The sequence below is a fragment of the Cellulomonas sp. Leaf395 genome (assembly GCF_001424125.1).
Taxonomy (GTDB): domain Bacteria; phylum Actinomycetota; class Actinomycetes; order Actinomycetales; family Cellulomonadaceae; genus Cellulomonas.
This window is the reverse complement of record NZ_LMQI01000005.1, coordinates 801,447-823,676: the sequence shown is the minus strand read 5'-3', so window position 1 is coordinate 823,676 and position 22,230 is coordinate 801,447. Positions and strand designations below refer to the sequence as shown.

The 22,230-nt window shown below is 74.9% G+C and carries 20 protein-coding genes and 1 pseudogene; 11 read left to right on the top strand and 10 right to left on the bottom strand.

The genetic code is table 11. The features are described 5' to 3' along the window. Positions 1-7: 7 nt before the first annotated feature. Positions 8-1,003, top strand: coding sequence for a UDP-glucuronic acid decarboxylase family protein (locus ASG23_RS18315; RefSeq protein ID WP_056027951.1), 996 nt, complete (start codon positions 8-10; stop codon positions 1,001-1,003). Here the strand turns inward: ASG23_RS18315 and ASG23_RS18310 are convergent. Genes ASG23_RS18310 through ASG23_RS18275 form a run of 8 tightly spaced genes read right to left on the bottom strand, consistent with a single transcriptional unit; the run spans position 995 to position 11,088 of the window. Next, positions 995-1,936 carry a glycosyltransferase family 9 protein gene (locus ASG23_RS18310; protein ID WP_235521233.1) on the bottom strand — a complete coding sequence of 314 codons (942 nt, stop codon included), beginning with the start codon at positions 1,934-1,936 and terminating at the stop codon, positions 995-997. The two genes, ASG23_RS18315 and ASG23_RS18310, sit on opposite strands and share 9 nt — an antisense overlap. Beyond that, positions 1,933-2,661: an SDR family oxidoreductase gene (locus ASG23_RS18305; RefSeq protein ID WP_056027949.1), complete on the bottom strand. Its 729-nt coding sequence runs from the start codon at positions 2,659-2,661 to the stop codon at positions 1,933-1,935. Before ASG23_RS18305 ends, ASG23_RS18310 begins: the two co-directional genes overlap by 4 nt. After that, positions 2,658-4,682, bottom strand: coding sequence for a PfkB family carbohydrate kinase (locus tag ASG23_RS18300; protein ID WP_082516322.1), 2,025 nt, complete (start codon positions 4,680-4,682; stop codon positions 2,658-2,660). Before ASG23_RS18300 ends, ASG23_RS18305 begins: the two co-directional genes overlap by 4 nt. Continuing rightward, the gene (locus ASG23_RS18295; RefSeq protein ID WP_056027947.1) at positions 4,679-5,905 is read right to left on the bottom strand and encodes a glycosyltransferase; all 1,227 of its coding nucleotides are present in this window, start codon (positions 5,903-5,905) and stop codon (positions 4,679-4,681) included. The genes ASG23_RS18300 and ASG23_RS18295 overlap by 4 nt, the downstream gene beginning before the upstream one ends. Continuing rightward, positions 5,902-6,861, bottom strand: coding sequence for a glycosyltransferase family 4 protein (locus ASG23_RS18290; protein WP_056027945.1), 960 nt, complete (start codon positions 6,859-6,861; stop codon positions 5,902-5,904). The genes ASG23_RS18295 and ASG23_RS18290 overlap by 4 nt, the downstream gene beginning before the upstream one ends. Beyond that, the gene (locus ASG23_RS18285) at positions 6,858-7,889 is read right to left on the bottom strand and encodes a glycosyltransferase family 9 protein (protein ID WP_056027943.1); all 1,032 of its coding nucleotides are present in this window, start codon (positions 7,887-7,889) and stop codon (positions 6,858-6,860) included. The genes ASG23_RS18290 and ASG23_RS18285 overlap by 4 nt, the downstream gene beginning before the upstream one ends. Continuing rightward, positions 7,886-9,421 carry an HAD-IIIA family hydrolase gene (locus tag ASG23_RS18280; protein WP_056027941.1) on the bottom strand — a complete coding sequence of 512 codons (1,536 nt, stop codon included), beginning with the start codon at positions 9,419-9,421 and terminating at the stop codon, positions 7,886-7,888. The genes ASG23_RS18285 and ASG23_RS18280 overlap by 4 nt, the downstream gene beginning before the upstream one ends. Further along, positions 9,418-11,088 carry a carbamoyltransferase family protein gene (locus ASG23_RS18275; RefSeq protein ID WP_235521231.1) on the bottom strand — a complete coding sequence of 557 codons (1,671 nt, stop codon included), beginning with the start codon at positions 11,086-11,088 and terminating at the stop codon, positions 9,418-9,420. Before ASG23_RS18275 ends, ASG23_RS18280 begins: the two co-directional genes overlap by 4 nt. A 140-nt stretch (positions 11,089-11,228) precedes the next feature. On the opposite strand from ASG23_RS18275, the gene ASG23_RS18270 reads away from it, so the two are divergent. From ASG23_RS18270 to ASG23_RS18265, 3 genes are all read left to right on the top strand, one after another. Next, the gene (locus ASG23_RS18270) at positions 11,229-12,566 is read left to right on the top strand and encodes an aldehyde dehydrogenase family protein (RefSeq protein ID WP_162242708.1); all 1,338 of its coding nucleotides are present in this window, start codon (positions 11,229-11,231) and stop codon (positions 12,564-12,566) included. Next, complete coding sequence (locus ASG23_RS20745) at positions 12,503-12,718, top strand: aldehyde dehydrogenase (protein WP_162242707.1); 216 nt, start codon at positions 12,503-12,505, stop codon at positions 12,716-12,718. Before ASG23_RS18270 ends, ASG23_RS20745 begins: the two co-directional genes overlap by 64 nt. Before the next feature lie 186 nt (positions 12,719-12,904). Beyond that, on the top strand, positions 12,905-13,321 hold the full coding sequence (locus ASG23_RS18265) for a CBS domain-containing protein (RefSeq protein WP_056027937.1): 417 nt from the start codon (positions 12,905-12,907) through the stop codon (positions 13,319-13,321). Positions 13,322-13,326: 5 nt separating this feature from the next. Here the strand turns inward: ASG23_RS18265 and ASG23_RS19705 are convergent. Then, positions 13,327-13,515: pseudogene (locus ASG23_RS19705) on the bottom strand (2-dehydro-3-deoxyglucarate aldolase); the annotation flags it as partial. A 38-nt stretch (positions 13,516-13,553) separates the two neighbouring features. Beyond that, positions 13,554-14,000, bottom strand: coding sequence for a DUF1579 family protein (locus ASG23_RS18260; protein WP_056027935.1), 447 nt, complete (start codon positions 13,998-14,000; stop codon positions 13,554-13,556). A 131-nt stretch (positions 14,001-14,131) separates the two neighbouring features. Here ASG23_RS18260 and ASG23_RS18255 point away from each other — a divergent pair, with 131 nt between their 5' ends. From ASG23_RS18255 to ASG23_RS18225, 7 genes are read left to right on the top strand one after another with little or no spacing between them, the layout of a single operon-like run. Then, positions 14,132-15,667: a phage tail sheath family protein gene (locus ASG23_RS18255; RefSeq protein ID WP_056027933.1), complete on the top strand. Its 1,536-nt coding sequence runs from the start codon at positions 14,132-14,134 to the stop codon at positions 15,665-15,667. Positions 15,668-15,677: 10 nt separating this feature from the next. Then, entirely contained in the window at positions 15,678-16,199 is a 522-nt protein-coding gene (locus ASG23_RS18250; protein ID WP_056027931.1) for a phage tail protein, read from the top strand. After that, the gene (locus tag ASG23_RS18245; protein ID WP_056027929.1) at positions 16,199-16,951 is read left to right on the top strand and encodes a hypothetical protein; all 753 of its coding nucleotides are present in this window, start codon (positions 16,199-16,201) and stop codon (positions 16,949-16,951) included. The genes ASG23_RS18250 and ASG23_RS18245 overlap by 1 nt, the downstream gene beginning before the upstream one ends. Positions 16,952-16,957: 6 nt before the next feature. Then, on the top strand, positions 16,958-17,917 hold the full coding sequence (locus ASG23_RS20185) for a hypothetical protein (RefSeq protein ID WP_056027927.1): 960 nt from the start codon (positions 16,958-16,960) through the stop codon (positions 17,915-17,917). Continuing rightward, positions 17,914-19,188 (top strand): DUF4255 domain-containing protein, encoded by a 1,275-nt coding sequence (locus tag ASG23_RS18235; protein ID WP_162242706.1) that lies wholly within the window; start codon positions 17,914-17,916, stop codon positions 19,186-19,188. Before ASG23_RS20185 ends, ASG23_RS18235 begins: the two co-directional genes overlap by 4 nt. Further along, positions 19,185-21,125 carry an ATP-binding protein gene (locus tag ASG23_RS18230; RefSeq protein ID WP_056027923.1) on the top strand — a complete coding sequence of 647 codons (1,941 nt, stop codon included), beginning with the start codon at positions 19,185-19,187 and terminating at the stop codon, positions 21,123-21,125. The genes ASG23_RS18235 and ASG23_RS18230 overlap by 4 nt, the downstream gene beginning before the upstream one ends. Beyond that, positions 21,122-22,177 (top strand): eCIS core domain-containing protein, encoded by a 1,056-nt coding sequence (locus ASG23_RS18225; protein ID WP_056027921.1) that lies wholly within the window; start codon positions 21,122-21,124, stop codon positions 22,175-22,177. Before ASG23_RS18230 ends, ASG23_RS18225 begins: the two co-directional genes overlap by 4 nt. The last annotated feature ends 53 nt before the right edge of the window (positions 22,178-22,230 follow it).

Sequence of the window (22,230 nt, the reverse complement as noted above, 5' to 3'; positions counted from 1 at the left end):
CCCACCGATGCCGACCGCCTTGACCGGAACCACCCCACCCGCCCGCCCTGACCCGACCCGAGGACGGGTGGTCGTCACGGGCGGTGCGGGCTTCCTCGGGAGCCACCTGTGCACGGAGCTCCTCGACCGCGGCGCCGAGGTCGTCTGCCTGGACAGCTTCCTCACCGGCGCGCCCTCGAACGTCGCCCACCTGATGGACCGGCGTGCCTTCCGGCTCACCCGGTGCGACGTCACCGACTTCGTGCACGTGCCCGGACCCGTGGACCTGGTGCTGCACTTCGCGTCCCCGGCGTCTCCGGTGGACTACCTGCAGCTGCCCATCGAGACGCTCAAGGTCGGCTCCATCGGCACCGGGCACGCGCTCGGACTGGCCAAGGACAAGGGCGCACGGTTCGTGCTGGCCTCGACCTCCGAGGTGTACGGCGACCCGCAGGTGCACCCGCAGACCGAGGACTACTGGGGCCACGTCAACCCCGTCGGGCCCCGGGGGGTCTACGACGAGGCGAAGCGGTACGGAGAGGCGCTGACGACGGCGTACCGCGCGACGCACGGCGTGGACACGGCGATCGTGCGGATCTTCAACACCTACGGTCCGCGCATGCGTCCGCGGGACGGGCGTGCCATCCCCACGTTCATCCGCCAGGCGCTGGCCGGTGAGCCGGTCACGGTGGCCGGCGACGGCAGCCAGACGAGGTCGGTCTGCTACGTGGACGACCTCGTGCGGGGCATCCTCGCGCTCGCCGCGCACGGGCACACCGGACCGATGAACATCGGCAACCCGAGAGAGCTCACCGTGCGCCAGATCGCGGAGGACGTGCTGGCCGCCACCGGGTCCCGAGCGGGCCTCACCTTCGTGGACCGACCGGTCGACGACCCTGAGGTGCGTCGTCCCGACACCAGCTTGGCGCGCCGCGAGCTGGGATGGGCTCCGGAGGTCGCGTGGGAGGACGGTCTGGCCCGGACGGTCCGGTGGTTCGAGCAGGCGCTGAGCGCCTCAGCCTGACCGCACGAGCAGCGCGTCCGCGGCGGCGAGGACCTCGCCGGCGCCGATCTCCTCCAGCGCGCTGTCGATCACGGTGCCGTGCGGGTCGCCGTCTGGCGTTCCGTCCCCGTGCCACAGGACCGTGTGCAGGTCGGGGTCGATCGCGGGACCCCACCAGCGCGGCGGGACCGGCCCGAACAGCAGCACCGAGGGTGTGCCGGTCGCGGTGGCCAGGTGCGCGACGCCCGTGTCGCCGCAGAGGAGCAGCCTCGCCCGGGCCACGCGTCGAGCGAGTTCCGGGAGGGACAGGGGACCGGCGAGGTCGACGGCGGGGCCGGCGAGGGCGCGGACCCGTGCGCACAGGTCCGCCTCGTCCGGGCCGCCCGTCAGGGTCACGGGTGCGCCGCGCGCGGCGAGAGCCCGGGCCACGGCCGCCCACCGGTCGGGCGGCCAGCGACGTGCCGCTGCGGCGGCGCCCGGGTGGAGCAGCACCTCGTCCGACCGCCCGTCCGCCGTCACGTCGACCCGCAGGTCCTCTCGGTCGCAGTCGCAGCCCGCGGAGCGGACCAGGCGGCACCAGCGGTCCACCTCGTGCTCGTCGGCACGCCACGCCGGACCGGTGGTTTCCGCCGTGGCGAAGGCCACGAGACGAGCGGGGCGGGTGGCGCGCAGCAGCTCGTGGCTCCGGGGCCCCTTCCCGTGCAGGTTGACCGCGACGTGCCCCGCACGGTCCCACCCGAGCGGTTCGTCGAGGCCGACCGTGGGGACGACCTCGTCGACGATCCCGATGCCCTGGAGCCAGCGTCCGACGGTCTCGGGCGCGGCCAACCACAGCCGCCGGTCGGGCCACGCGCGCCGCATGCCGCGCAGGGGCGCGATGCCGGTCACCGCGTCGCCGAGCCCGAGCGCCCTCAGGACCAGCACGTCGCCGCCGGACCCGGGAGAGCCGCTCACGGCCAGCTGCTCTCCCCGGACGACATGACCAGCATCTCCCGGATCTCGGAACCCACCGGCTGGGTCAGTGCCGTCAGCACGGCACCGGCCGTGGCGGCCGGGTCGTTGAGCTGGGCGTCCGGGCCAGGCCGGTACTGCTCGCTGCGCCCGTCGAAGAACGCCGTCTGCATGCCGCCGGGGATGAGCAGCGTCACCCCCACGCGGCCGGCCAGCTCGGCAGCGAGGGCGTGCGTGAACCCCCGGACCGCGAACTTGGACGCGCAGTACGCCGTGGCGTCGCTCATCCCGCGCAGCGCGAGGGTCGAGGCCACCGTCACGACCGTGCCGTGCGTGTGCACCAGGTGCGGCAGGCACGCGCGCACCACGGCCACGGTGCCGAAGAGGTTGACGCGGACGACGCGTTCCCAGGTCTCGGTGTCGATCTGGTCCAGCGGCCCGCACGCGTCCGTCCCCGCCGCGGTCACGAGCCCCGACGGCGCGCCGACCTGGTCGACGAGCTCCTCGACGGCGCGCGCGGCTGCAGCGGAGTCCGACAGGTCGACCAGGACGTGCGCCACGCCGTCGCGGGGTGGCACCCGGTCGAGGACGGCGGGGGTCCCGCCCGCCGCGGCGACGGCCTCGACGACCGCGGCGCCGAGGCCGCTCGCGCCCCCGGTGACGATCACCGTGCCGACGGCGCGAGGTGCGGCAGGGGAGAGCTCTCGTCCGGTCAACGTGTCGGTCATTCGGCCTCCTCGTGCGCAGTCGTCCGGGTGCGTCCCGTCCGTTCGATGATGGACGACGTGGAACGACCGTCCAGGTAGGGCAGCAGCACGACGCGGCCGCCCGCGGACCGCACGACGTCGGTCTCGGGTAGCGGCCGTCCGCCGTAGTCGCCGCCCTTCGCCCACACGTCCGGCCGGAGCGCCTCCAGGACCTCGCGCGGGTCGTCCTCGTCGAACACCACGACGGCATCCACGCAGTCGAGGGCCTCGAGCACGCGCGCCCGGTCCGCGGCGCCCACCACCGGCCGACCCGCGCCCTTCAGGCGGCGCACGGAGTCGTCGGAGTTCATCACCACGACGAGCGCGTCGCCGAGCCGACGAGCAGCCTGGAGCGTCGCGACGTGGCCCGCGTGCACGATGTCGAAGCATCCACCGGTGGCCACCAGCGTCCGACCGCCGAGGCGCAGGCGCGTCGCGAGCGCGGCGACGTCCTCGTCCTGGGCGACCTCGACCCTCCCCTCGGGCGGCGTGCTGCGGCGGTGCGTCCGGAACGACTCGGCGCCGCCCGCGGCCACCCACGCGGACGCGGCGGCGACGGCGGTGCCGACGGCGGCGGAGACGAGTGCGCCCCGCGCGAGGGACACCGTCGCCGAGGCGGCGAACCGGTCGCCCGCGCCGCACGTGTCCCCACCGTGTGCCGGGATCGCCGGCACGAAGAGCGGCTCGTCGCCGGTCGTCGCCACGAAGGCGCCCCGGTCGCCCACCGTCACGGCCACCGCTCGCGCGCCCCAGGCCGATCTCAGGTCCTGGGCGAGCTCGTCGGGAGACGCGATGCCCGGTGCAACGTGCCGGGCCTCGGCCAGGTTGGGGGTCACCAGCGCGACCCGGGGGACCGGCGAGCCGCCGCGCGGGTGCGGGTCCCACACGACCGGGCACCGACCCGCGGCCTCCGCGATCAGCGCCCGCAGCCGCGGGTCACGGGTGACGCCGGCGCCGTAGTCGGAGACGAGGACGGCGTCGGCCGTCGCCAGGGCGGCGCGGACACGGTCCTCGGGCACTGCGGTGGGCGATCCTGGCCCTCCGTCGTCGATGCGCACGAGCGAGTGGCCGTCGCTGCGGACCCGGACCTTGCGCCTGGTCGGGCCGTCGTGGCCGAGTGCCAGGACCTCGACGTCCGACCGCAGGCCCGCCACCAGCGACCTGCCGTCCTGGTCGTGCGCGACCGGGGTGACCAGGGTGACGCGTGCGCCGTCCGCCGCGCAGAGGAGCGCGGCAAGCCCGGCGCCACCGGGGGAGTCGTCCACGGCGGTCACGTCGAGGACCGGTGCGGGCGCGTCCGGGCAGAGCCGGTCGGTCCGACCCGTGACGTCCCGGTCGAGCACCATGTCGCCGACCACCACCACGTGGGGGCGGCCGTCGGGGCTCGCGTCGTCCGTCGGCTCGCTCTGCCCACGGGGCTCGGCGTGATGCATCCGGTCGAGGTGTGCGTCCACGGCGGCGCACAGGGCGTGCACGAGGACCAGGTGCACGGCCTGCACGCTCGCCGTCGAGCCGGCCGGGACGCACACGGCCGCGTCGCAGGCCTCCGCCAGCGGGTTCGGGCCCGGGCCGGTGAGTGCCCAGACCTGCATCCCGAGGTCACGCCCGCGCTCGGCGGCCCGCAGCACGTTCGGGCTGCGTCCGGACGTCGACAGCAGGACCAGGACGTCACCGGCGCGCCCGTGCGCCTCGACCTGCCGCGCGAACATCTCGTCGGCGCCGTAGTCGTTGACGATGGCGGTGAGGCTCGAGGTCTCCGCGCACAGGGCGATCGCGGAGTAGGGGCGGCGCTCGGCGACGAACCGCCCGACCAGCTCGGCGGTGAGGTGCTGGGCCTCCGCCGCGCTCCCGCCGTTCCCCGCGGCGAGCAGCCTCCCGCCGGCGACGAACCGCTCGGCCAGCAGCCGGCCCCACTCCTCGACCGTCGCCGCCTGGTCTTCGACCCCGGCGAGCGAGCCCGCCAGCTCCGCGAGGTGCTCCTCGAGCCATCCGGCGCCGGTCATCCTGCCGCCACCTGCGTCAGGACGGCCTGGCGGGCCATCGTGCGGTAGACCAGCTCGGTCTGGGCGGCGACACGGTCCCACCCGTAGCGCGCCACCGCGCGCCGGCGTGCTGCCTGGCCGAACGCCGCGCGGCGGTCGGGGTCGTCGAGCAGCGACCGCAGCGCCGACACCAGCGATGCAGGGTCGCGCGGCGGGACGAGCAGCCCCGTCCGTCCGTCCTGCACGGTGTCGAGCAGGCCACCGACCGCCGAGCCGACGACCGGGACACCGCACGCGGCGGCCTCGATGGGCACGATCCCGAACGGCTCGTACCAGGGCGTCGCGACCACGACGTCGGCCGAGCGGACGAGGGTCGGCAGATCGTGATGGTCCACCCTCCCGACCAGGCGGACCCGGTCCTGAACGCCGTGGAACGATGCCAGGGCGAGCAGTCGTCGCGCCTCGACGTCGGCGTCCAGCTGGTCGGCCGACGGTCCCCCCGCGACGACGAGCTCCACGTCGGGCAGCCCGGTGAGCGCGTCGATCACGGTCTCGATCCCTTTGCGCTCCACCAACCGCCCGATGCACAGGATGCGGTGGCGCGCGGTCCGGGGAAGGCCCGGCGCCTCGCCGCGCGGGCCGGGCCGGAAGTGCTCGACGTCGACACCGCAGGGCACGACGCGGATCCGGTCCGCCGGGACACCGAGCCGCACGAGCTCCGAGACCTCGTCCGAGCAGGTGGCCACGACGACGTCGACGTGCCGGCCGACCGAGCGCTCGATGGCGATCCGGCCGGGCGGGCTCGTGTCCTTGTCGCCCTGGTGCCGGCGCTTGACCGAGCCCAGCGCGTGAAAGGTCAGCGCGACCGGGACGCCCGTGACGGCACGCGCCTGCAGGGCGGCCATCCCCGACATCCAGAAGTGCGCGTGCGCGACGTCCGGGGCCCGCTCGCCGCTCCACGACTGGGCGAGCACGTCCCCGAACGCCGACATGTACGGCAGCAGGTCGTCCTTGGGGACCTGCCGCGGCGGCCCAGCAGGGACGTGCACGACCGTGACGCCCGGCACCAGCTCGACGCACTCGGGCTGGCGGCGATCGTCGCGCCGCGTGTACACGTCGACCTGGTGACCTGCTCGGGCCAGCGCGGCCCCGAGCGCGGCGACGTGGACGTTCTGGCCACCCGCGTCGACGCCGCCGAGCGTGGCGAGCGGGCTTGCGTGCTCGGACACCATCGCGATCCTCATCGCGTCACCTCCTTGAGCAGGGACTGCCAGTCGGACAGGAACCGGTCGAGGCCGAAGTCGCGCAGCGCGTGCTCGCGCGCCGCGCGACCGACGGCCCGGGCCTCCTCGGGGTCGTGCAGCCACCGGCGCCCTGCCTCGACGAGCCGGTCGGGCCGAGCACTGACCACGCCGGCGTCCGCGGGCACCGCCTGCGGGACGGCGGTGGCCGCGACGGCGAGCACCGGCATGCCGAGGGTCATGGCCTCGATCAGCGCGAGCCCGAGGCTGGTCCAGCGGAAGGGGTGCAGGTAGGCCCGGGCACCGGCGAGCTGCTCGTGCAGCTGCTGCTGCGGCACGTCGTCGTGCAGGTACGGTGCCAGGGCGGCGTCATGCTCCGCGAGCGCGGTGACGCCCATGCCGTAGACCTCGACCGGCACGCGTGCGGCCACCGTGAGCAGCACGTCCGTCCCGGCCACCCGCCAGCGGCGCACCGGCTCGTTCACGGCGGCCGCGATCCGCGCACGCTCCCCGGTGTACCGGTAGCCGGGGTCGGGGATGCCGTGGTCGATCACCGTCGTCGGGGTGCGGCCGGTGTCCCACATCAGGGCGTTGAAGTCGGAGACGTGGGCGACCACGATGTCCGACCGGTCGGCCAGGAGGTGACGGGTCGTCGCCGCGGGACCGGCCGGCGTGTTGTGCTCCACGTACACGGCCCGCACGTCGACGCCCGGTCGCCGACCGGTCCACCGTTCGACGAGCTCGAGCTCGCCGGGCCGCTGGAGCACGACGACGTCGATCTCCTCGTCGTGCAGGTCCGCCAGGGCCACCTCACGGGCCGACGCCGGCCAGTCCCAGGTCCGCGCGCGACCGAGGCCGTTCCGCGACCGGGTGGCGTCCACCGGCACGAGGTACTCGTCGGGGCCCTGCACGAACGAGGTCATCCAGGAGCCGTGCACGTGCCAGACGAGGATCCTCATGCGACCACCTCGTCCCGGGACGCGCGGGCGAGGGCGTCGACCGCCGCCACGACCTGCGCGGTCGTCACCGACGTCAGGCACGGGTGGCCGGCGACGGGGCACAGGCGTGCCCGGGTGCCGGCGCACGCGGCGGCCTGGTCTCCGAGCAGCACGTGCGGCACGCCGAACGGCGCCCAGCGGTCGGCCGGCACGACGGGCGAGAACAGCGACACGACCGGCGTGCCGACCGCCGCCGCGAGGTGCGCCGGTCCGGTGTTCCCGACGACGACCACGTCCGCGCCCGCGAGCACCCCGGCGAGCTCCGCGAAGCTGGTCCGGCCTGCCAGATCGAGGGCGTCGGGCGAGCCGCCGGCGACGCGCGCCGTCGCAGGTGCGTCCGACGGGCCGCCCGTGACGACCACCGCCCAGCCGGCGTCGGCCAGGCCACCGACGATCTCCCGTGCCTGGTCCGGGCTCGGCGCTCGTGCCGGCACGGACGCCGACGGGTGCACGACGACGTACCGCGACCGCGGCACGAGGTGGCTGACGTCCGGCAGCGGCTGCCGGACGGCCGGGCGACCGTCGTCCCCGGGTGGCAGAGAGCCCCCGGCCGCGAGCGCGAGACCGATCGCGGCGTCGACCTCGTGCAGACCGTCCGCGCGGCGGTGCCGGACGTCGAGGAGCGTGCCGGGGTAGTCCTCGCTCGTGGCGGCGATCCACGGCACGCCGGCCAGGCGCAGGACGAGCGCCGTCGGCAGGGGGCTCTGGTGGAACGACGTGAACACGACCGCACGGTCGTACTGCGCAGAGCTCAGCCGCTGCACCAGCTCGAGCACGGCCTCGGCGTCGACGGGCGCGGGGGACAGGCCGCTCCACGGAGCGTCGAAGAGCAGGGTCGAGCGGACCCCCGGGAGCAGGTCGGCGGCCTGACGTCCGGCGGGGGAGACCAGCAGGTCGACCTCCCCGAGCCGGCCCAGGGCACGCACGGCGGGACCCGTCAGGAGCACGTCGCCGTCCGAGTCGAGGCGGACCGCCAGGATGCCGCTCATCTCGCACCCGTCGCGGCCGGCACCACCAGGGAGATCGCCTCGCGTAGGTCGGCGGCAACCAGCTCGGCGGCCCGGACCTCCTCGGGACGCGTCGCCTCGGTGGGCACCAGCACCGCCCGTGCGCCGGCTGCGAGCGCGGCGTCCACGTCGGCACCGATGTCGCCCACCACGGCGCACTCCCACGGTGCCACCCCGAGCTCGTACGCCGCGCGCAGGACCATCCCGGCGGCCGGCTTGCGGCACGGGCAGGCGGACTCGGGTCCGTGCGGGCACACCTGGACGGTGTCGAACGGCCCGAGCAGCTCTGCCACCCGATCGTTCACGGCGTCGACCTGGGCGCGGCTGAGGAGGCCGCGCGCGACGCCCGACTGGTTGGTCACGAGCCCCACCGCCACGTTCGCCTCGCGGAGCGCCAGGAGCGACTCGCCCGCGCCGGGAATCGGGTCGACGCGGCTGGGGTCGCCGTTGTACGGGACGTCACGGATGAGGGTCCCGTCGCGGTCGAAGAGCACCGCCCGGGGCGCGGGGCGCCAGGGTGCGGCCTGCCGGTGGGCGGCGGTCCCGCGGATCCGGTGCCCGACGGCGGCGAACGGGATCACGGCGCTCGTCCACGCCATCCGGCGCCACTCGGCTGCGGCGCCGGGCTCGCCTGGCCGCGGCCCGGGGGCGATGCGGCGTCCGGCGAAGTCCGCGGTCAGCAGCGCCCACGCCCCGAGCGCCGCCGTCGTCGTGCGGGGGCGTCCGGCGACGGCGGCCACGACGCCCACGGTTGCGGCGGCGACCGTGGCGACGTGCCAGCGGAACCGGCCCCGACCGGTGCCGGCGAGCGTGCGCCAGGCCGGTCCGTGCAGAGCGCGCATCAGGGCGTCGTCGGCCGCCCCGGCCTGCACGCGGACGCTCACCCGGTCGTCGGCGGGGCGGACCGGGTGGTGCGTCGTCCGGGTGCCGCGCACGAGTCGCCAGCCCGCCTGCCGGAGCCGCAGCGCCAGGTCGGCGTCCTCCCGGTAGGCGCGCGGGAAGCGCTCGTCGAACCCCCGCACCTGCTCCAGGGATGAACGACGGAAGGCCATGTCGGCAGTCGCCCAGCGGGCGCCCTCGAGCCCGGCGGTGCTGCGCTCCCAGTCCGTCGGCCGGCGACCCGGCGGCAGGGGGACGTGGAGGCGTGCCTGTGTCCCGGCGACGTCCGGCGCCGCCGCGTCCAGGTCACGGGCCAGTGCCGGTGCCCAGCGGGCCGGCAGCACGACGTCGTCGTCGAGGAACGCGACCCACGGCGTGGTCGTCGAGCGCCAGCCGGCGTTGCGCGCAGCCGCGGGTCCGCGGCCACCCGTCCGTACGACGCGGCTGGGCCAGGGCAGCTCCGGCAGGACCAGGGGGAGCGTCGCCGAGAAGGGACGGTCGTCGCACACGATGACGGCAGAGGGCTGCGTCCCGGCTGCTGCCCAGTCCTGCTCGACCAGGCTCGTGAGGAGGACGTCGAGCGACGGCCGGCCCACCGTGGGCACGACGACGGACCAGGAGAAGGGCTCGGTCATGCCGTCGCCGCCCCGAACAGCTCTGCGCGGCGCACCAGGTGCGGGCCGAGCACGAGCAGGTCGACGGGCGCCGAGCCGAAGAGCTCGAGCGCGTCCCGGGGGTCGTCGACCATCGGCCGGCCGGCCGTGTTGAGGCTCGTGTTGATGACGACGGGCAGCCCGGTGCGCTCCCGGAAAGCCTCGATGGTGGCGCCAAGCCGCGGTTGCGTCGACGGGTCCACCGTCTGGATGCGCGCGGTCCCGTCGACGTGCACGGCGGCGGGGATCCGCTCGCGCCACTGCGGCGCCACCTGGTGCACGAACAGCATGTACGGGCTCGGCAGGGGGCCGCCGGAGAACAGCTCCTCGGCCTGGTCGAGCAGGACCATCGGCGCGACCGGCCGGAACTGCTCGCGGCCCTTCACGTCGTTCAGCCGCTCGAGGTTCTCGGCGTGCCCGGGGTGGGCCAGCAGGGACCGGTGCCCGAGCGCCCGCGGCCCGAACTCGCTGCGCCCGTCGAACCAGGCGACCACGCCGTTGTCGGCGAGGACGTCGGCCACCTCGCCTGCCAGGTCGGTCGGGCTGGTGAAGGGCACCGCCGCTGCGCGGAGCCAGTCAGCGAGGGCGTCGTCGCTCCATGCCCGCCCGAGCGCGGCGCCCGGCATCGGCTGCGGTGTGTCGCCCAGCTCGGCGGCGAGCTGCATCGCCGCCCCGAGCGCCGTCCCGGCGTCGCCGGACGCCGGCTGCACCCAGACCTCCTCGAACCCGCTCTCGCGCCAGATCCTCGAGTTCGCCACGCAGTTGAGCGCGATGCCGCCGGCCATCGTCAGGACGCGGTCGCCGGTCCGCTCGTGCAGCCACCGCGCCAGGTCGACGAGCACCTCCTCGAGCCTCGCCTGCACCGAGCAGGCGAGATCCGCGTGCTCGCCTCCCCATGTGCCGTCGTCGATCCGGCGCGGCGCCCAGCGCGTCCAGTCGGGCGCCTCGGCAACGAAGCCGCCGTCGTCCGTCGCGTAGATCAGCGAGCGCAGGTCCTCGAGGTACGCCGGGGTCCCGTAGGACGCGAGCGCCATGACCTTGTACTCGTCGCTCGACCGCAGGAAGCCCAGGTGCTCGGTCAGGGATTCGTAGACGAGCCCGAGCGAGCTGGGGAGCTCCTGCGTGGCGAAGATGTCCAGGCGACCGCCCGTGTAGCGTCCCGCGAGGTGCGAGGCGCGCTCGCCCCGCCCGTCGAGGACGAGCACGCTGCTCTCCTCGAAGGGGGACGCGAGCGCCGCCGACGCCGCGTGCGCCACGTGGTGCGGGACGTACCGCACGATCGACGGGTCGATGCCCGGCAGGGCGGTCGCCAGAAAGCTGGGGACACGCTCGGCGTACGTGGTCCGCAGGTGGTCCCACGGGTCGTCGAGCCCGAGGTCCTCGGCGTTCTTGGCGAGGGCCGGGTCCCACCCGTAGGCCACGGCATCGAGGTCCTGCGGGCGCAGCCCGGCCTCGTCCAGGCACCACCGCATCGACAGCTCGGGCAGCTCCCAGGCCGAGAACGGCACCGGTCGTTTGCCGTGCTTGCGGCGGCTGAACCGCTCTTCCTCGGCGGCAGCGACCACGTGGCCGTCGACGACGAGGGCGGCGGACGGATCGTGATAGATCGCGTTGATCCCCAGGACTCGCATGAGTGGCAGGCCTCTCACCGGTGGTCCAGAGTCGTGCGTGTTCTGCACACGATGAGGTGGTGCTCAGTTCCCGCGGCCCCCTGCCTCGCCCACTGTGGAGCACTTCTCCGAGAGCCGCACCTTGAACCGCTTCTCCGCCGACGAACGGAGCCGTCCCCATGACCCTCACCCCGACGCCTTCCAGCGTCGCCCCGCGCGACCGGGCTCCTCTGGAGCGACTGGCGGAGCACTACGTCGCGGGTCGGACGGTCCGCGCCGCGGGTGAGCGAACCGTGGAGCGACGAGACCCGCTCACCGGCGACGCTGCCCTCGTGCTCGTCCCGGGGACCCCCGGCGAGGTGGCGGAGGCCGTCGCGGCGGCTGACGCGGCCCGTGCGGACTGGCGACGCGCGGACCCCGCCACCCGGGCCGCCGCGCTGCACCGTGCCGCGTCCGCGGTGCGGGGCGCGGCCGAGCAGCTGGGCGGTGAGCTGTGCCGGAGTACCGGTCGGCTGCTGTCCCAGTCGACCGACTCGGCCCGCGTCGCCGCGGACCTGCTCGACGAGGCGGCTACCGCCGGGCTGGGCGCAGCCGGTCGCGTGCTGAGCGGGGCACCGGCGTCGCTGGACGTCGTGCGACGCGAACCGCACGGCGTGGTCGCCGTGATCACCCCCTGGAACGACCCGTACCCGGCAGCGGCGGGCCTGCTGGCCGCCGCCCTGATGACCGGCAACACCGTCGTGCACAAGCCGTCCGAGCGCAGCGCCGTCGCCGGGTGGCACCTGGCGCGTCTGGTCGCGGAGCAGCTTCCCGACGGCGTGCTGAACGTCGTCAACGGCGACGGCGAGACCGGCGAGGCACTCGTCGCGGACCGGCGTGTCGCGCTCGTGGCGCAGGTCGGCAGCAGCGCCACGGGCCGCCGGATCGCGGCCGCCGCCGGTGCGCGGGGCGCCCGGGTGATCCGCGAGAACGGCGGCAAGGACCCGGTGCTCGTCGACGCCGGGGTCGACCCCGCGTGGGCCGCGCGCCAGATCGCGACCGGCGCGTTCACCAACACCGGCCAGCTGTGCACGTCGGTGGAGCGGGTCTACCTGCACGACCGCGTCGCCGATGCGGTCCTCGAGGAGCTGGTCGCGCTGTGCGCCGCAATGCGCGTCGGCGACCCCGGCGACGAGGCGACCGACCTCGGCCCGCTCGTCGACGAGGCACAGCTGGCGGTCGTGGAACGGCACGTCGACGAGGCCGTCGCGGCGGGGGCCCGGGTGCTGACCGGAGGCCGCCGGCTCGACCGTGCGGGGTCGTTCTACCCACCGACGGTGCTCGACGGCTGCACGGCGACCATGGACGTCATGACCGAGGAGACGTTCGGGCCGGTCGCGGCGGTGACCCGCGTGCCGGACTTCGCGACCGGGCTGGAGCTGGCGGTGCAGGTCGCTACGGGCTGGCCGCCACGGTGCTCACGCCGAGCCTCGACAACGCTCTGCGCGCGGCTGATGAGCTGGAGGTGGGCACCGTGAAGGTGAACGCCGTGTTCGGCGGCGCTCCCGGCGGGTCAGCCGACCCGCGACGCGACAGCGGCGCGGGGGCGGGCTATGGGCCGGACCTGCTGGACGCGATGACCGTGCTCAAGACCGTGCACGTCGAAGGGGTCGGTTCGTCGGGCCCTTGACGTCGGGATCGTCGGCTTTCCGTCGCGAGACGGCTTCGGCAGACGGTCACGCTGAGACCCGGCGGGTCGACGCCGTCCCGGATGCGGAGGTGCCGGTCCTGATCGACAGTGGACACGCGGTCAAGGAGGTGCCGCTGGACCGATGGCGTCGACCATCGATCCTCAGTACGGCCCAGGAGGACTGCCATGACACGCACCGTTTCCGAGTTCATGACCGCGCACCCGACCGTGGTCGAGGTGACCGACAGCCTGCAGTCCGTCGCCCAGACGATGGCGACCCAGGACCTCGGCTCGCTCGTCGTGGCCGAGGGCGGCTCGGTGGTCGGCATCGTGACCGACCGCGACCTCGTCGTCCGTGGCCTGGCGGCGGGCATCGGTCTCGACGCACCCGTGGGCCAGCTCGCCACCGACGCCCTCGTCTCGGTCGGTCCGAACGACGACGTGGCCGAGGTCGTCCAGATCATGCGTGACAACGCGGTCCGACGGGTCCCCGTCCTCGACGGCGACACGGCGGTCGGCATCGTGACGATCGGCGACCTCGCCCAGGCGCTCGACTCCGACTCGGCGCTCGCCGACATCTCCGCCGCGCCCCCGAACGACTGAGTGGGTCAAACCCTGGTGCCGTCGCGGTCGACGAATCGCTGCGCAAGCTCCTCCGACCCCCGCGCGAGCAGCGTCACGTCGGCCCCGACGAGCACGAACGAGGCGCCGGCGGCGACGTACGAGCGCGCGAGGGCCGGGTCGAACGCGTTGACGCCGACGGGCTTGCCGGCAGCACGCACGGCGTCGAACGTGCGGTGCGCGTCCTGACGGTCCTGTCTCGGGCGACGGGTCTCTAGCCGACGCTCTCCAGCGCGAGCTCGACGACCTGGTACGGCTCCTGACCGGGCACGAGGTTGTGCATGGTGATCGTGGCGTCCTGCGGTCGGATGTGGATGTGCCAGCCCCAGTCCGGCCCCGACTCCGCCGGGTAGGAGCCTGTGAGCCGCAGCACGTCGTCCTGGCCGATGCCGCCGGAGAAGGTCATCCAGGTCGGGCCGGTGTGCCAGGAGTCCTGCCACACGCCGGACGCCGAGTCGGCGTCCCCGCCCACGAGGATGAGCCCGTCCTGCGGAGCGTCCCCGTCCGACCAGGTGTAGGCGATCGAAACGAATCGGACAGCGGTCACGGCGATCGCGGCCGTCGCGGTCGAGGCCTGGTAGTCGTCGGTGGGCATGAGACGGAGGCGGTTGGTGCCGTGCCACTGACCCCGCATCGGGCTGAGGTGGTCGACGACGCTCATACCTGACGGTACCGAGGCGGGCCGTCCGACCCCACCCCCGGTGGGTCGTGACGGCGGGGTGACGCCGGGTTGACGCACGGTCGGGAGTCTCGTCAGCGGCGGGGACGTACCGCGCGACGAAGGAGCACCCCATGACCATCACACCCACCTACCCCGGGGTCTACCTCACCGAGGTGCCGAGCGGGAACCGCACGATCACGGGTGTAGCGACCGCCATCGCGGCGTTCGTCGGTGTCGCGGCCCGTGGACCCGTCGACGCGCCCGCGCCCATCTCGAGCTTCGCCGAGTTCGAGCGAGTGTTCGGCGGTCTGTCGCGGGGCCGCGGCCTGGGCTACGCCGTCCGAGACTTCTACCTCAACGGCGGTGGTCCGGCGCTCATCGTCCGGGTCGTCGCCGGAGACGCCGCGGTGGCGACGTTCGACGTCGACGGCCTCGGGCTGGAGGCGAGCGGTCCGGGAGTCTGGGCCAACACGCTGCAGGTCGTCGTGTCCACCCTCCCTGCCGCGGAGGCGGCCGAGGTCGCGGACGCCCAGGGCGTGACCGCAGCAGACCTGTTCACGCTCGCGATCCACGACGGCGACCCCGCCCTGACCGACCCGGTCGAGGTGTTCCGCAACGTCACGGTGGTCGACGGCCCCCAGCGCGTCGACCGCGTGCTCGACGCCTCCCAGCTGGTCACGGTGCCGGGTGCGCTCCCCGCGGCTGCCCCGGCGGCGGCGGCCTACCCCGTCGACGTCGCGGGCGCCGACGGTGCGGCGGTCGACGCGGACGACTACGTGGGCGCCGGCTTCCAGGCAGCCAAGCGTGGCCTGTACGCGCTCGAGCTCGCCGACCTCGTCACGATCGTCGTGATCCCACCACCGACGCCGACCGGCGACCTCCCGGACGGGGTGTGGGCACCGGCCCTCGCGTACGCGCAGGAACGCCGCGCGTTCCTCGTCGTCGACCCGCCCGCGGCGCTCGTCGCCGACGACGCCCCGGCCTACGCGGCCACCCTCGGTCTCGTCGGGACCGTCACGCGCAACGCGGCGCTGTACTTCCCCCGGATCCGGCACGCGGACCCGCTGCGCAACGGGGCGATCGACACGTTCGCCCCCGGCGGCGCGATCGCGGGCGTCATGGCGCGCACGGACGGCTCACGGGGCGTCTGGAAGGCCCCCGCGGGCCTTGAGGCGGGCCTCACCGGCGTCGTCGACCTCGCTGTCAGTCTCACGAACGACCAGAACGGCACGCTCAACCGTGCAGGCGTCAACGCGCTGCGCACCTTCCGTGAGGCAGGCTCGGTGGTGTGGGGCGCACGAACGGTCCGCGGCGCCGACTCCCTCGCCGACGACTACAAGTACGTCCCGGTCCGCCGGCTCGCCCTCTACCTGGAGGAGAGCCTGTACCGAGGCACCCAGTGGGTCGTGTTCGAGCCGAACGACGAGCCGCTGTGGGGCCAGATCCGCATGTCCGTCGGCGCGTTCCTCCAGGACCTCTTCCGCAAGGGCGCGTTCCAGGGCGCCACGCCGCGCGACGCGTACTTCGTCAAGTGCGACGCGGAGACCACCACGCAGTACGACATCGACCGCGGCATCGTCAACATCCAGGTCGGCTTCGCGCCGCTCAAGCCGGCTGAGTTCGTCCTCATCTCCATCCAGCAGAAGACTGCCGCGGCCGCGGCGTAGGAGGCCTCTCGTGGCTGAGTTCACTGTGAACGCCGGCCGTTTCGACCCGTACAAGAACTTCAAGTTCCGGGTGAAGTGGGACGGCAGGTACGTGGCGGGCGTCGCGAAGGTCGGCGCGCTCAAGAAGACCACCGAGGTGGTCAAGCACCGCGCGGGCGGTGATCCGTCGAGCTCACGCAAGTCGCCCGGGCGCACCGAGTTCGAGGCGATCACCCTCGAACGGGGCGTCACGCACGACGTCGAGTTCGAGGCGTGGGCCAACAAGGTGTGGAACTTCGGCTCAGGCCTCGGTGCGGAGGTCTCGCTCAAGGACTTCCGCAAGGACGTGATCGTCGAGGTCTACAACGAAGCCGGCCAGCTCGCCCTCGCGTACCGCGTGTTCCGGTGCTGGGTCTCGGAGTTCCAGGCGCTGCCCGACCTCGACGCGAACGCCAACGCCGTCGCCATCCAGACGATCAAGCTCGAGAACGAGGGCTGGGAGCGCGACTACGCCGTCACCGAGCCCACTGAGCCGACGTTCGTCGAGCCGTGATGCGTGCGCGGGCGGTCGAGGCCGCGCCGCGGCACGTGACGTCCGCGCACGCGACGCTCACGCTGTGGGAGGCGCTGGCCTCGACCGTGCCCGCGGCTCGCGGTGCCGTCGTCCTGACCGTGCGTGGCGCCGCCGAGGACGTGGCCGCGGCGTGCGACGCGCCGTTGGCGGCGTCTGCGGCGGCCGCCCTCGACGAGCTGTGCGAGCGGACCGGCCCGACCCTCGCGACCGTGCTCGAGTGCACAGCCTGCGGGCAGGTGCTCGACGTCCCCCTCGACCTCGAGGCGCTGGCCTCCTCGGCGCAGACCGCCCACGACGAGGGTGACCCGCTCGAACGCCGCGTCGTCTGGGAGTCGGGCGAGGTGGTCGTGCGGGCACCGACGACGAGCGACGTGCTCGACGCGCTCACGGCACCCGACCCCGCGCGTCACCTGCGGGAACGCTGCGAGACCTGGCCGCCGGGCGCGGACACCACCGCCGACGTCCGCGCGCGGGTCGCGCGCGCAGCCGACGACCTCACGGGCCTCGCGGGCGCCACCGTGCGCTCCTCGTGCCCCGGGTGCGGACGCGACGTCTCCGCCGACGTCGACGTGGTCGACCTGCTCACCGAACGGGTCACCGAGCAGGCCCGCGCGCTGCTCATCGAGATCGCCGAGCTCGCGGCGGCATACGGATGGTCGCAGGAGTCCGTGCTCGCGATGTCGCCCGTGCGTCGACGCGCCTATCTCGACCTCGTGCGCACGGAGTGGTGAGGGACCGTGGGCGACGTGTTCGACCGGCTCGCAGCCCGCGCCGCGGGGAGCTCGCCGGCGCTCGCGGTCCGGCGCGCGTCGCGGTTCGAGCCGGTCCGGGGCCGGGACGCCCCGGCCCAAGGGTTCGCCGGGGTGGTCCCGCTCGAGGTGGAGCGGCTCGACGACGCACCGCCCGGCGCCCGGGCGCCGGTGTCGCCCTCTTCCGACCGGGCGCCCACAGCCACCGACGTCGCGCCGGCGGTCCGTGGGCGAGCGGCGACGCGGTCGTCTCGCGCCCTGCCCGGGCCGGAGCCGGGCGCGGACCCCTCCGACGCCGAGGACGTCGTGGGTGCGCGGCCGCGGACGGCACGCCCACCCGCACGGCCTGCCGCAGTGACGCCGGCGTCGGCTGGGGAGCCCGTCGCCCCACGACCCGCGACCTTCCGCGGCGCTGCTCGTCCCGAGCAGCCGGCGCCTGACGTGGACCGCCCCGCGGTGGCGGCCGACGCCCCGCCCGTCCGTCCCACCGCCGCGGCGCCCAGGCTCCGCTCGACACCGGACGGATCCAGCGACCCCGTCGAGACCTCCTCGAACGGCCCCCACCGACTCGTCGAAGCCACCGAGCCCGGTCGCGACGACGCACGAGCCACCCCGTGGCCCGACTCCGTCCGGACCGTCCCGGCAGCGCGACTGCTCGACCAGCTCGTGCCCGCGCTCCTCGATGCGCACGCGCTGACGCGTCGCGAGGCCGAGCGTCTCGTCGTGGTCCCCACCACGAGCCCCCGGCGTGCGCGGCCCGACGGGCGTGGCCAGGTGCGCCTCGACGACGTCCGGGTGGGGGCGGACGAGATCCACGTGCACGTCGACCGCATCGAGGTGAGCCGCGAGCCGGCACCCGCCCCGGCGCCGGCCCGACCGCCCGCGCCCTCGCCCGCGGTCGACCACGCGGCGTACCTGGCGCGCCAGGACCGGAGGTGGGCGCGGTGAGCAACGTCCTGGCGATCGCCGCGGTGACGACGACCATCCGTCACGTGCTGCACGAGTCGCTGTCCTGGTTGCCGGACCCGGTGGGCGGCGCCGACGTCACCACGCTCCGGCCCGCGCAGCTCGTGGCCGACGAGGGGCCCGGGACGGACTCCGCCGGGCTCAACGTGTACCTCTACCAGGTCACGCCGAACCACGCGTGGAACCTGTCCGACCTGCCGACGCGTTCCCCAGCGGGCACGCTCACGCGCCGCCCCGTCGCGGCCCTCGACCTGTACTACCTCGTCACGGCGTACGGCGACGAGTCCGCGCTCGAGCCGCAGCGGCTCCTCGCCCGCAGCGCGCTCGCGCTGTCCGTGACGCCGGTGCTCACCAAGGACGTCATCGAGCACGCGATCGACAAGTACGGGTCGGGCTCGACCGCGTTCCTCGACCACGCCGACCTCGCCGACCAGGCCGAGCTGGTCAAGCTGTCCCCGACGCCGCTGACGCTGGAGGAGATCTCCAAGCTCTGGGGCGTGCTCGGGGCGTCGTACCTGCTGTCGCAGACGTACACCGCGACGGTCGTCCTGCTCGAGGCGGACGTCCCGGTGCGCAGCGCGCTGCCCGTCCGGCAGCGGGAGCTCGACGTGCGGACCTTCACGCAGGCGCGGCTCGAGCAGGTCGTCGTAGACGGCTCCGGTCCCGCGGTCACCGGCTCGACGCTCCGGCTCCTCGGCGCGGGGCTGCTCGGCGCGCGCACGACCGCCGTGTCGGTCGGAGGGCGCCGGCTGGTCCCGGGAGCCGGGTCGACGAGCAACGAGGTGGTCGTCGCGCTGAGCGACCGTGTGCCTGCGGGCGCGCACCGGATGCAGGTGGTGCACGTGCAGCCCGAGGACCCGGTCAGCGGCGAACCGGAGCGCGTCACGGGTCGGTCGAACGGGGTCGGCCTGACCGTGGTCCCACGCATCACGAACGTGACCCGCCCCGCCGGCCTGGTGCGGGTACGGGTGGTGCCGGCGCTGCACGAGGGGCAGCGCGCGACCGTCACGTTCGGTCGGCTCACCGGTGGGCTGCCCGACGAGCCCGGTGTGGTGACGGTGAGCTTCCCGCCGGCCCCGGTGCTGGTCGAGCCCGTCGACCCGGACGACCCCCTCCCGCCGTCGACCCTGGACGTCGTCGAGTCCGCGCTCACCGCCGGCACGTGGCTCGTACGCGTGAGTGTCGACGGCGCCGAGTCGCTGCCGTCGGCGAGCGGCGAGGAGTACGACACCCCGGCGGTGACGGTGCCGTGACCGCGACCTCGACGACGGCGCAGGAGTCAGGCCGTCAGGTGCGGTCCGCGACGGCGGACCGCGATCTCGTCGTCGCCGAGCTCGACGTGCTGCGCGCTCTCGTCGTGGGCCGGGACCCGGCACCCGCCCGCGATCGGCTCGAGCGGCTTCGCGCGCGCACCCCGGGTGACAGCCGGCTCGACGAGGTGGCGGTCGCGTTCGACCTGTCCTCGTTCGAGCGGGCGACGCTGCTGCTCGCGTGCGGGCCGGATCTCGTGGGGGAGGTGGGTCGCGAGCTGGCGGAGCGGACCGGGCAGCCGTTCCTCACGTTCGCTGCCGCCCTCGCGATCCTGCCGGACCCGCACTGGGACGCCCTCACCCACGCCGCGCCCCTGCGGTCGTGGTCGCTCCTCCAGCTGCAAGACCCCACCGCGCTGCTGGGGACCCCGTTGCGGCCCGACGAGCGGGTCGTGCACCACCTCGTCGGCGTCGACACGAGCGACGAGCGGCTCGACGGGCTCAGCCGACCGCTCGAGGCGCCGCCCGACCTGCCCCCGACCCACGCCGCGGTGGCCGCCGAGGTGGTGCGGCGGTGGGCGGCGGAAGGTCCCGTCGTGCTGCGCGGACCGCAGCCGCGCTCGACCCGGGAGATCGCCGCGGCAGCGTGCGCGACCGTGGGCCTCGAACCCCGGCTCGTCGCCGCGTCCGACCTGCCGACCGGCGGCCAGGAGCTCGCCGCGCTCATGCGCCGCATGGCCCGCGAGTCGGTGCTCGGCCGCGTCGGCTGGGTGCTGGACCTCGAGCAGGCGCCGCCCGGGCTCGCGCCTGCGGTGGGCCGTATCGCCCCGACGAGCGAGGTACCGCTGGTCATGACGGTCTCGGACCGGCCGGGCGGCGCCGTCGCCGGAGGCCTCGACGGGCTCGCGGTACCGGTGCTGCGGGTCCCGCGGCTGGGCGCGGGTGAGCGCACGGGTACCTACGCGCGCGCCCTGCGCCGCGCCGGCGCGCACGTCCCCGAGCCGGAGGTGGCGGCGGCTGCGGGGACGTTCGACCTGGCGTTGCCCGACGTGCGCGTCGCCGCCGCCGACGTCGCGCGCGGCGTGTCGCTGTGGACCGCCTGCCGACGCCGGCCGCGCGCCGACGTCGGGGGCCTCGCCCGGGTGCGGAGCACCACGGTCGGCTGGGACAGGCTGGTGCTGCCCGACGAGCAGCTCGCGCAGCTGCGCGCGCTGGTGGCTGCGGCGAGGCACCGCACGACGGTGCTCGACGCGTGGGGGTTCGCCGCAGCGAGCGAGCGCGGCCGCGGCACGGCGGCGCTGTTCGCGGGGGACTCCGGCACGGGCAAGACGTTCGCGGCGGAGGTGGTCGCGCACGACCTCGCGCTGGACCTCGTGCACGTGGACCTCAGCCAGGTGGTCGACAAGTACCTGGGAGAGACGGAGAAACGGCTCGCGCAGCTGTTCGACGCCGCGGAGGACGGCGGCATGGTGCTGCTGTTCGACGAGGCCGACGCCCTGTTCGGCAAGCGCTCGGAGGTCAAGGACAGCCACGACCGGTACGCGAACGTCGAGGTCGGCTACCTGCTGCAGCGGCTCGAGCAGTTCGGCGGGCTCGCGATCCTGACGACGAACGCGCGCTCCGCGCTGGACGTCGCGTTCACGCGGCGGCTGTCGACGATCGTGACCTTTCCGTACCCGGACCGCCCCGCCCGGTTGCGCATGTGGCGGCAGTCGTTGCCCGCGGCGCTGCCCACCGCGGACCTGGACCTGGGCCGGCTGGCCGAGGCGGACCTGTCCGGCGGGGCGATCGCCGCGGCCGCGCTGCAGGCGGCCTACCTCGCGGCCGACGACGGGGGGACCCTGACCATGTCGCACCTGGGGCAGGCGGTGCGCTGGGAGCTCGCGAAGAACGGCCGCGTCGCCAACCGCGGCGCGACCGGACCACGGCGACCGGCATGACCTCCCGGGTCAGGGAGGGGGCCGGCGCCCAGCGCCGCAGCGTCGAGCAGGTCGCGGCGGACGCGGTGACGGCCGCCCGTCCGGGCGCGCTGCCGCACCGCGCGCGGCTCGAGCAGGCGTTTGCCGGGCACGACCTGTCGTCGATCCGGGTCGCCGACCCCGGCGGCGGCGCGGACGGGCGTCGACGCGTGCAGTCGCACGCGTTCACCTACGGCGACGCGGTCGCGCTGCCGGCCGACGCCTCGCCCGGGCTCGTGGCGCACGAGGTCGTGCACGTGCTGCAGAACCGGGCCGGCACGAGCGAGGGCGGAGCCGCGACCGAGGCGCAGGCGGACCGTCTGGCCGGGCGGGTGGCGGGCGGGCAGGCCGTCGGGCACGAGCTGGCCCCGGGGCGTCGGTGGGCCGGCGCGCTCGTCCTGCACCGCGCCCCGAACCGGGCGGGGACGACCGACCCGTCGCACGTGCTCGACTGGGTCTCGGCGCACGAGGGCGACGGAGACGCCGGCACCGTGCTGGACGCGCTGAGCGACGCGCACGACGGCAACGACGAGCGGTACTTCTACACCGACACGTACGGGTGGGTGGACATCCGGCACTTCGCGAAGGCCGCGGCCTTCGCGAGCTCCACCGGGAGCGTCGTCGCCGAGGGGCTCGGGCTCGGGAACGAGGTCGCGCAGTGGCTGGGCGAGTGGGGTGACTCGTACCGCAGCGGGTTCTCTCCTGAGGACATCCCGAGCAACGCCGCAGGCGCCGAGTTCGGCGACGACTTCGTCGCGAGCGTCGAGGGCGAGTCGCTCCACGACGCGCTGCAGCGGTGGATGACGCACGCAGGCGCGCGACCGGCGTCCGACACGGCCGCCCATCGCGAGGCGCTGCCGGCGACCGACCCGTCGGAGCGCGGGGGCGCAGGACGCGGCTCCTCGAACGCGTCGCGCACGCAGTCCACCGCGTCGGGTGCGGCGCAGGCCAGCGTCGACAGTGCCGAGCACGGGTTCATGTCCTTGTTCGACTGGCGCAACTACGCGCGGATGTACGGGATGCAGGTCCCGTAGCTCACGTCGCCGGTGGCTCGCGCGTTGCCTCGGCCGGTGCCTCCCGCGCAGTC